Raw genomic sequence first — 9,116 nt, 5'->3', positions numbered from 1 at the left:
GGCGGCCTGAGGCGAATTGGCGATCTCGGGCTGGTGATCTTGGGTTGGCTCGACCGGGCGGGCGGGGCGGCTGGGTGGTGGGGGAGAGAGACGGGTGCCTTGGGGTGGGTAGGTGATCTGAGGTAGGCGGGCTCCCTGGGGCGTTCGCGGCAGGTGGGTGGGGCGGTGGGGTGTTGTGAGATGGCGTTGCCCCGCGGGCGGGGGCGGGGCGGTGGTGGCCGTCGGGAGCGTTGCCCGGTGGTTCGTTCCGGTCCTGCGTTGGACGGCGGGCCGGAGACCGCTGGTGGTGGTTGTTGGGAGTGCTGCTGGGTGAGTCAGGGCTGTTGGCAGCGTTGTGGGGGGGCGTGAGGGGGAGGGCCGGGAGCGCGGGGGCGCTCCCGGCTTGGGGGTCACCAGCCGCGTGAGCGCCACTCGTCGAGGTTCGGGCGTTCTGCGCCGAGCGTCGAGTCGTCGCCGTGGCCTGGGTAGAACCAGGTGTTGTCCGGGAGGGCGTCGAAGAGGCGGGACTGGACGTCGTCCAGCAGGCTCGTGAACGCCTCCGGGGAGGTGGTCCTGCCCACGCCGCCGGGGAACAGCGAGTCGCCCGTGAAGAGGTGGGGGTGGCCGGTCGGGTCGCGGTAGAGGAGGGCGATCGAGCCCGGCGTGTGGCCGCGGAGGTGGATCACCTCCAGGGTCGACTCGCCGACCTGCAGGGTGTCGCCGTGCTCCACCAGGAAGTCCGGGGGGACCGGCAGGACCTCGGCGTCCAACGGGTGCGCGGCGGTGTTCGAGCCGTTCGCGCCCGCGACCGCGCCCAGGGCCGCCCAGTGGTCGCCGTGCTGGTGGGTGGTCACGACCGTCTTCAGCCTCGGCCTGGTCACCTCGTGACCGACCAGGTCGGACAGGCGCTCCGGGTCGGCGGCGGCGTCGATGAGCAGCGCCTCGTTCGTCGCGCGGCACAACAGCAGGTACGCGTTGTTGTCCATCGGGCCGACCGACACCTTCGTGATGGTCAGCGCGTCCAGCACCCGGCGCGCCGCCGGGCCGCCCGGCTCGACGTGGCCGGTGTAGTCCTCGAGTACGTCCACGGTCGCCGACGGTAGCCGCCCGCTCGCCGTCGCACCTTCAGGGTCCCTACAGGAACGTTCCTTAGGGTTGTCAACGATCCGCCGCCGAACGCCGTTCCGCCGTCCCCACCCTGAAGCAGGTCATCCCCACCGTGCCGAAAACCCGCAGGATCAACTGGGACGTGCTGCGCGTGCTCGCCGTGCTGGCCGTCGTGCTGCAACACGCGACCCACGCAGGGCCGAACGTCCACCCGGAGATCGGCGAACCCCTGTTCACCGTGTCCCTCGAGATGGGCGCGAGCTCGCTGGTGGTGATCTCCGCGTTCTTCGCCTGCGCCTCGCTGGCCAAGGGCAACCGCGCCTGGTTCCTGCGCAACCGGCTCGCCCGCCTGCTCCCCGCCTACGCGGTGGCCGCCTGCCTGACCTACTGGGTCCTCGTGCACCTGGCGCCCGAGGGCTGGTCGCACCTCGAACCCCGCGACCTGGTCCTCAACATCCTCATGCTGCAGAACTGGCTCCCGGACGTCCGGCTCGTCGACTTCTCCTACTGGACCCTGCCCGTCCAGCTCACCGGGTTCGTCGCGGGCGCGCTGCTCGCCTCCCGCGTGCGCGGTCGCGCGCTGTCCGTGCTGCTCTGGGCCCTCGTGCTCGGACCGCTGGTCGTGCGCGAGTGGATCGGCGAGCCCGGTCTGCTGAAGCTGCTCTACGACGGCCTCGGCGCGCACCGCGCCCAGCTGTTCGCCATGGGCGTCGGCGTGTGGCTGTGGTCCCGCGAACGGCTCGGGAACCGGCACCTGGGCGCGCTGCTGGCCGCCGCGCTCGGCGCGCAGTACCTGCACAGCGACAACCTGGAGGGCACCGCCGCGCTCGGCGTCGTGCTCGTCGGGGTGTGCGCGGCGGCAGGCGGCCCGGACTGGGACATCGCGCCGCTGCGCGCGCTCGCCACGCCGATCCGCTGGCTCGCGGGCATCTCCTACGGCGTGTACCTGGTCCACCAGGAGATCGGCTACGTGGTGATGGAGCGCCTGACCCCGTGGGGCCCGGCCGTCCAGCTCGCCGCGTTCCTGGCCACCGCCGTCCTGCTCGGCTGGGCGCTGACCGCCCTGGTGGAACGGCCCGCGCACCGCCTGCTCACCGCCAGCCACCGCCCCGCGCTCGCCCGGTGGCTGCTCGTCGTCGGGCTGCGCGCTCAGAGCCACCTGGGCAACGTCGGCACCCGGCCCTCCAGGCCGCTGCCGTCGCCGCGCCCGGTCAGCCAGCCGATCGCCTCGGCCGCGTCACCGCTGATCACCGGCGCGTCGCTGCCCGCCCCCGCGGGCAACTCCCAGGTGCGCTGACGCCCGTCCGGCAGCGCCACCTCCAGGCGCACCGGCGGCACCCCCTCGCGGTCGGCGTACACCCCGACCGCCTCGGTCAGCAGCAGCTCGTGCAAGTCCTCCGGGATGTCGGCGAACCCGAAGCCCGCGTCCAGGTCGACCAGGTGCACCCACACCTCGCCCAACCGCATCCACGGCACCCGCCCCGCCAGGATCGGCCCCTTGACCGGGTGCGCCACCTCCGCCTCCCACGCGGCTGCGGGCAGGTCCCGGATCGCGGCGGCGAGCCGCTGGCTGGCCGCGTCCAGGTCGGCGCGCAGCAGCGTCGGCGGACGCGCCCCGCCCTCGGCGATGTCGGCCTCGCGGTCGGCCATGCTCAGGTACATCGGGTGCTCGACGCCGGTCTTGGCCCACGTCAGCAGGTTCAGCAGGGCGTCCGCGCCGCGCGCCAGGTGCGTCATCACGTGCGCCCGGCTCCACCCCGGCAGCAGGCTGGGCTCCCGCACCGACGCCAGGTCGAACCCGTCGACCACGCGGTACAGCTCGGCCGTGGCCCGCTCGACCTCCGCCAGTCCGGCGAGCGCGTCCTGGATCGCGCCCGACTCCTCGCGCGGCGCGGGTACGCTCGTCGCGGAGTGGACCTGGGCTTGGGCTGCGTCAGCGAAGCTCATGGGCACCTCATCCCGGGATCTGCGGCCGAACGGCCTACCGCTCCAGCCTAGGGGCGTTCACTACCCACCGGTAGAGCCGTTGGCGCACGATCGAGGGGTTCCGGGGCTGGTCCGGGTGTGCCGCGCACCAGCGCGGGCACCCCCTCCCCGATCGTGTCAGCCCGCTCGGCGGGTACGCTTTTTCGAACATGTGTTCGGTGATCACGCAATCGGGAAGGGAATGGGTGTGGCAGACCGCCTTGTCGTTCGCGGCGCGCGCGAGCACAACCTCCGGGGGGTCGACCTCGACCTGCCCCGCGACAGCCTGATCGTCTTCACCGGGCTCTCCGGGTCGGGCAAGTCCAGCCTCGCGTTCGACACGATCTTCGCGGAGGGGCAGCGCCGCTACGTCGAGTCGCTGTCCGCGTACGCCAGGCAGTTCCTCGGCCAGATGGACAAGCCGGACGTGGACTTCATCGAGGGCCTGTCGCCCGCGGTGTCCATCGACCAGAAGTCCACCAGCCGCAACCCGCGCTCCACGGTCGGCACGATCACCGAGGTCTACGACTACCTGCGGCTGCTCTACGCGCGCGCGGGCAAGGCGCACTGCCCGGTGTGCGGCGAGGCGATCAGCAAGCAGACCCCGCAGCAGATCGTCGACCAGGTGCTGGCGATGGAGCAGGGCGTCAAGTTCCAGGTCCTCGCGCCGATCGTGCGCGGGCGCAAGGGCGAGTACGTCGACCTGTTCGCGAACCTCCAGACCCAGGGCTACTCGCGGGTCAAGGTGGACGGCCAGGTCTACGCGCTGACCGACGTGCCGAAGCTCAAGAAGCAGGAGAAGCACGAGATCGCGGCCGTGATCGACCGGCTCGCGGTGAAGACCTCGGCCAAGCAGCGGCTCACCGACTCGGTGGAGACCGCGCTGCGGCTGGCCGACGGGCTCGTCGAGCTGGAGTTCGTCGACCTGCCCGAGAGCGACCCCGCGCGGGTGCGCCGGTTCTCCGAGAACCTGGCCTGCCCCAACAGCCACCCGCTGGCGATCGAGGACCTGGAGCCCCGGTCGTTCTCCTTCAACTCCCCCTACGGCGCGTGCCCGACCTGCACGGGCCTGGGCGTGCGGATGGAGGTGGACCCGGAGCTGGTGGTGCCGGACGACGAGCTGCCGCTGGGCGAGGGCGCCATCGCGCCGTGGGCGGGCGGCCAGACCGCCGACTACTTCACCCGCCTGCTGGAGTCGCTGTCGCTGGCCATCGGGTTCCGCATGGACACCCCGTGGCGGCAGCTGCCCGCGAAGGTGCAGAAGGCGGTGCTGCACGGCGTCGACGAGCAGGTGAACGTCCGCTACCGCAACCGGTACGGCCGCGAGCGCTCCTACTACGCGGACTTCGAGGGCGTCATCCCGTTCCTGGAGCGGCGCCTGGAGCAGACCGAGTCCGAGAGCATGAAGGAGAAGTACGAGGGCTACATGCGGGAGGTGCCCTGCCCGTCGTGCAAGGGCACCCGCCTCAAGCCCGAGATCCTCGCCGTCACGCTCGACCACGCCGCGCTCGGCCCGAAGTCCATCGCCGAGGTGTGCGCGATGAGCGTCGGCGAGTGCTCGGACTTCCTGGACGGCCTCAAGCTCGGCCAGCGCGAGACCATGATCGCGGGCGCGGTGCTCAAGGAGATCCAGGCGCGGCTGCGGTTCCTGCTCGACGTCGGCCTGAACTACCTCTCGCTCGGCCGCGCCTCCGGCACGCTGTCCGGCGGCGAGGCGCAGCGCATCCGGCTCGCCACCCAGATCGGCTCCGGCCTGGTCGGCGTGCTGTACGTGCTGGACGAGCCGTCGATCGGCCTGCACCAGCGGGACAACCACCGGCTCATCGAGACGCTGACCCGGCTGCGGGACCTGGGCAACACGCTCATCGTGGTCGAGCACGACGAGGACACCGTGCGCGCCTCGGACTGGGTGGTCGACATCGGCCCCGGCGCGGGCGAGCACGGCGGGCACGTCGTGCACAGCGGCCCGTACAAGGCGCTGCTGCGCAACAAGGAGTCGGTGACCGGCGCGTACCTGTCCGGCCGCAAGCAGATCCCGATGCCGGAGCTGCGCCGCGCGATCGACAAGAAGCGGCAGCTGACCGTGGTGGGCGCGCGCGAGCACAACCTGCGCGGCATCGACGTGTCGTTCCCGCTGGGCTGCCTGGTGTCCGTCACCGGCGTGTCCGGCTCGGGCAAGTCCACGCTGGTCAACGACATCCTGGCGACCGTGCTGGCGAACAAGCTCAACGGCGCGCGGCAGGTCCCCGGCAGGCACACCCGCGTCAAGGGCCTTGAGCACGTCGACAAGCTCGTGCAGGTGGACCAGTCGCCGATCGGCCGCACCCCGCGCTCGAACCCGGCGACCTACACGGGCGTGTTCGACCACATCCGCAAGCTGTTCGCGGCCACCACCGAGGCGAAGGTGCGCGGCTACCAGCCGGGCCGGTTCTCGTTCAACGTCAAGGGCGGGCGCTGCGAGGCGTGCGCGGGCGACGGCACGCTGAAGATCGAGATGAACTTCCTGCCGGACGTCTACGTGCCGTGCGAGGTGTGCAAGGGGGCCCGGTACAACCGGGAGACCCTGGAGGTGCACTACAAGGGGAAGACCATCTCCGAGGTGCTGGACATGCCCATCGAGGAGGCGGCGGACTTCTTCGAGCCCATCAACGCCATCCACCGGCACCTGCGCACGCTCGTGGACGTCGGCCTGGGCTACGTGCGGCTCGGCCAGCCCGCGACGACGCTGTCCGGTGGCGAGGCGCAGCGCGTGAAGCTGGGCGCGGAGCTGCAGAAGCGGTCCACCGGCAAGACCGTGTACGTGCTCGACGAGCCGACCACGGGCCTGCACTTCGAGGACATCCGCAAGCTGCTGCTGGTCATCAACGGCCTGGTGGACAAGGGCAACACGGTCATCGTGATCGAGCACAACCTCGACGTCATCAAGACCTCGGACTGGTTGGTCGACATGGGGCCCGAGGGCGGTTCGGGCGGCGGGATCGTCGTCGCCCAGGGCACGCCGGAGCAGGTGGCGGACGTGCCGGAGAGCCACACCGGCAAGTTCCTCACCGAGGTGCTCAAGGGCTAGCCCGAGACCCGTCGGAAAAATCTCGGAAGTTCGGTGAACCCGTTCGAACCCCCGCTCGTGTAGGTGGCGGAGGGCCGCGCGGGGAGGTGCGGCCCGCAGGGGGGAGAGGCCCCCGCGTCTCCGAGGGGGAGGGCGCGGGGGCCTTTCGCCGCACCGGGTCCGGCGCGGCTACACCACCAGGCTGAGCAGCGCGGCGACCACGAAGCCCACCACGGACAGCAGGGTCTCCACGACCGTCCAGGTCTGGAGCGTCTCCTTCACCGACAGCCCGAAGTACCGCGACACGATCCAGAACCCGCCGTCGTTGACGTGCGAGGCGATGATCGAGCCGGACGCGATCGCCATGACCACCAGCGCCAGCTGCGGCTGCGAGTAGGACTGCTCCGCGACCAGCGGCGCCACGATGCCGGTGGTGGTCACGATCGCCACGGTCGCCGAGCCCTGCGCGATCCGCATCCCGCAGCTGATCACGTAGGCCAACGCCATGACCGGGAGCCCCAGGTCCGCCAGGGAGTTCGCGAGCACCTTGCCGACGCCGGTCGCGGACAGCACCGCGCCGAAGAACCCGCCCGCGCCGACCACCAGCAGGATCATCGCCACCGGGCGCAGCGACGCCGCCGACAGCTCGGCGATCTTCTCCCGCGTCATGCCGCGCCGGAAGCCCAGCAGCCAGAACGCCAGCAGCACCGCGATGGTCAGCGCCACGGCGGGCGTGCCGAAGAACGTGAACACGCCCAGCAGCGACGAGCCCTTGGGCAGCAGGATGCTGCCGAACGTGCCCGCCAGGATCAGCACCAGCGGCACCGCGATGATGCCCAGCACCAGCGACAGCGGCGGCTCGCCCTTGGTGCTCTCGGCGCGCGCCTTCTCCGCCGCCGCCAGCATCTCCTCGGGGACCGGGATCTCCAGCCGCTTGCCGATCCACGCCGAGAACAGCACGCCGCCGACGAACCAGGACGGGATCGCCACCGCCAGGCCCATCACGATGATCCAGCCCAGGCCCACGTTCAGCAGGCCGGCCGCCGCCACGGGACCGGGGTGCGGGGGCATGAACGCGTGCATCACCGACAGGCCCGCGAGCAGCGGCATGGCGTAGAGCACGATGGAGCGCCCGGCGCGCTTGGCCGCCACGTACACCAGCGGCGCCAGCACGAAGATGCCGATGTCGAAGAACACCGGGACGCCGAAGATCAGACCGGCCAGGCCCATCGCCAGCGGCGCGCGGTTCTCGCCGAACGCCCGCAGCAGCGAGCGGGTCAGCACCTCGGCGCCCCCGGACGCCTCCAGGATCGCGCCCAGCAGCGTGCCGAGGCCGATGATGGCCGTGATGTGGCCGAGGATGCTGCCGAAGCCCTTCTCCAGCAACGAGTCCGAGGCCTTCTGCGCCGATCCGACCAGCACCTCCACCGGCAGGCCCGCGGCCAGCGCCACCAGCAGGCCGACCACGAGCAGCGCGATGAACGGCTCGACCTTCCAGCGGATGATCATCAACAGCAGCAGGGCGATGCTGAGCCCGGACAGGGTCAGCAGCCCCGCCGTCGAGTGCTGCAACCAGTCGATCACGCGTTGCTCCGGGTGTTTCGCAGGGAACGTCCGGGCAGGGCGTCGGTGCGCCTGCCCGCGTCGACGACGGGGACCCCGTTGACGACGACGTGGTGGATGCCCTCGGCGGCCTGCCGGGGGGCGTCGAACGTCGCGGTGTCCACGACGGTGTCCGGGTCGAACAGCACCAGGTCGGCCGCGCAGCCCTCGCGGACCAGACCCCGGTCGGCCAGGCGCAACCGGCGCGCGGCGCGCCCGGTCAGGTGCGCCACGCACTCCTCCAGCCCGAGCACGCCCAGCTCCCGCACGTACCGGGCGAGGTAGCGCGGGAAGGTGCCCCACGCGCGCGGGTGCGGCCGGTCGCCGACGAGCAGGCCGTCGCTGCCGCCGGTGTGCGCGGGGTGGCGCATGATCGCCCGCACGTTGTCCTCGTGGCCCACGTGCATCAGGCACGACGTGCCCAGCCGCTCGGCGACCAGCACGTCGAAGTACAGCTCGGCCGGGGGACGTCCGGCGGCGCGCGCGGAGGCGGCGACGCTGTGGCCCACCAGGTGCGCGTGCTCGGCCAGCCGCACGCCGTTGATCTCGATGGACTCCCAGTCGACCGGAACGCCGTGGCAGCCGTCCGACCCGGTCTCCTCGATCTCCACGCGCACCCGCTCGCGCGTGGCGGGATCGGTCAGCCTCGCCAGGGTCGCCTCGACGCCGCCACCGGACGCCCAGCCGGGCAGCAGCGCCGACAGGTAGGTCGCGCCCGGCAGGTACGGGTAGGTGTCCAGGGTGATGTCGACGCCGTCGGCGATCGCCGCGTCCAGCAGCGCGAGCAGCTCGCCCGCGCGGCCCTCGTTGACCGGGAAGTTCATGGTGGCGTGCGCCAGGTGCAGCGGGCAGCCGGACTCGCGCGAGAGCTCCACCACCTCCGCGTACGCCTCCAGCGCGCCCGCGCCGTAGCTGCGGTGGTGCGGGCTGTAGTAGCCGCCGCGCTCGCCGGTGACCCGGCACAGCTCGACCAGCTCCCGCGACGACGCGTACATGCCGGGCGCGTAGGTCAGCCCGGACGACAGGCCCAGCGCGCCCTCGTCCAGCGAGCGCGCCAGCACCTCCTTCATCCGGGTCAGCTCGGCCTCCGTCGCGGGCCGGTCCTCCAGGCCGACGCACAGCATCCGCAGCGTGCCCTGCGGCACCAGGTAGGCGGCGTTGACCGCGATGCCCTTGTCGAGCCGGTCCAGGTACTCGCCGACCGAGCGCCAGTCCCAGTCGAACCCGGCCGGGTCGTCGTTCCAGCCCGCGAGCTGACCGCGCAGGGCGGCGAGCACCTCGTCGTCCACCGGCGCGTAGGACAGCCCGTCCTGGCCGAGGACCTCGGTGGTCACACCCTGACTGACCTTGGCCAGATGCTCGGGGTTGGCGAGGACCTGCAGGTCGGAGTGGGAGTGCATGTCGATGAACCCCGGCG

The 9,116-nt window shown here is 71.9% G+C and carries 5 protein-coding genes and 1 pseudogene; 2 read left to right on the top strand and 4 right to left on the bottom strand.

Annotation, left to right across the window (positions count from 1 at the left end; all coding sequences use genetic code 11):
* Positions 1 to 389: 389 nt before the first annotated feature.
* Positions 390 to 1,067, bottom strand: coding sequence for an MBL fold metallo-hydrolase (locus ACTUAL_RS04100; RefSeq protein WP_440899315.1), 678 nt, complete (start codon positions 1,065 to 1,067; stop codon positions 390 to 392).
* Positions 1,068 to 1,198: 131 nt separating this feature from the next.
* Here ACTUAL_RS04100 and ACTUAL_RS04095 point away from each other — a divergent pair, with 131 nt between their 5' ends.
* Positions 1,199 to 2,383, top strand: coding sequence for an acyltransferase family protein (locus tag ACTUAL_RS04095; protein WP_440899314.1), 1,185 nt, complete (start codon positions 1,199 to 1,201; stop codon positions 2,381 to 2,383).
* Here the strand turns inward: ACTUAL_RS04095 and ACTUAL_RS04090 are convergent.
* Positions 2,350 to 3,033, bottom strand: a pseudogene (locus ACTUAL_RS04090) (maleylpyruvate isomerase N-terminal domain-containing protein); the annotation flags it as partial. The gene ACTUAL_RS04095 and the pseudogene ACTUAL_RS04090 overlap by 34 nt on opposite strands.
* Before the next feature lie 226 nt (positions 3,034 to 3,259).
* Here ACTUAL_RS04090 and uvrA point away from each other — a divergent pair.
* The gene (uvrA, locus tag ACTUAL_RS04085; RefSeq protein ID WP_096496310.1) at positions 3,260 to 6,118 is read left to right on the top strand and encodes an excinuclease ABC subunit UvrA; all 2,859 of its coding nucleotides are present in this window, start codon (positions 3,260 to 3,262) and stop codon (positions 6,116 to 6,118) included.
* Positions 6,119 to 6,286: 168 nt separating this feature from the next.
* Here the strand turns inward: uvrA and ACTUAL_RS04080 are convergent, their stop codons facing one another.
* Together ACTUAL_RS04080 and ACTUAL_RS04075 are read right to left on the bottom strand one after the other, a co-directional pair.
* On the bottom strand, positions 6,287 to 7,681 hold the full coding sequence (locus tag ACTUAL_RS04080; protein WP_015804185.1) for a GntP family permease: 1,395 nt from the start codon (positions 7,679 to 7,681) through the stop codon (positions 6,287 to 6,289).
* Positions 7,678 to 9,116, bottom strand: a 1,439-nt coding sequence (locus tag ACTUAL_RS04075) for an N-acyl-D-amino-acid deacylase family protein (protein ID WP_440899313.1), incomplete at its 5' end; no start/stop codon positions are given. The genes ACTUAL_RS04080 and ACTUAL_RS04075, both read right to left, overlap by 4 nt.

The sequence above is a fragment of the Actinosynnema sp. genome (assembly GCF_052038725.1).
This window is presented reverse-complemented; position numbering and strand designations above follow the sequence as displayed.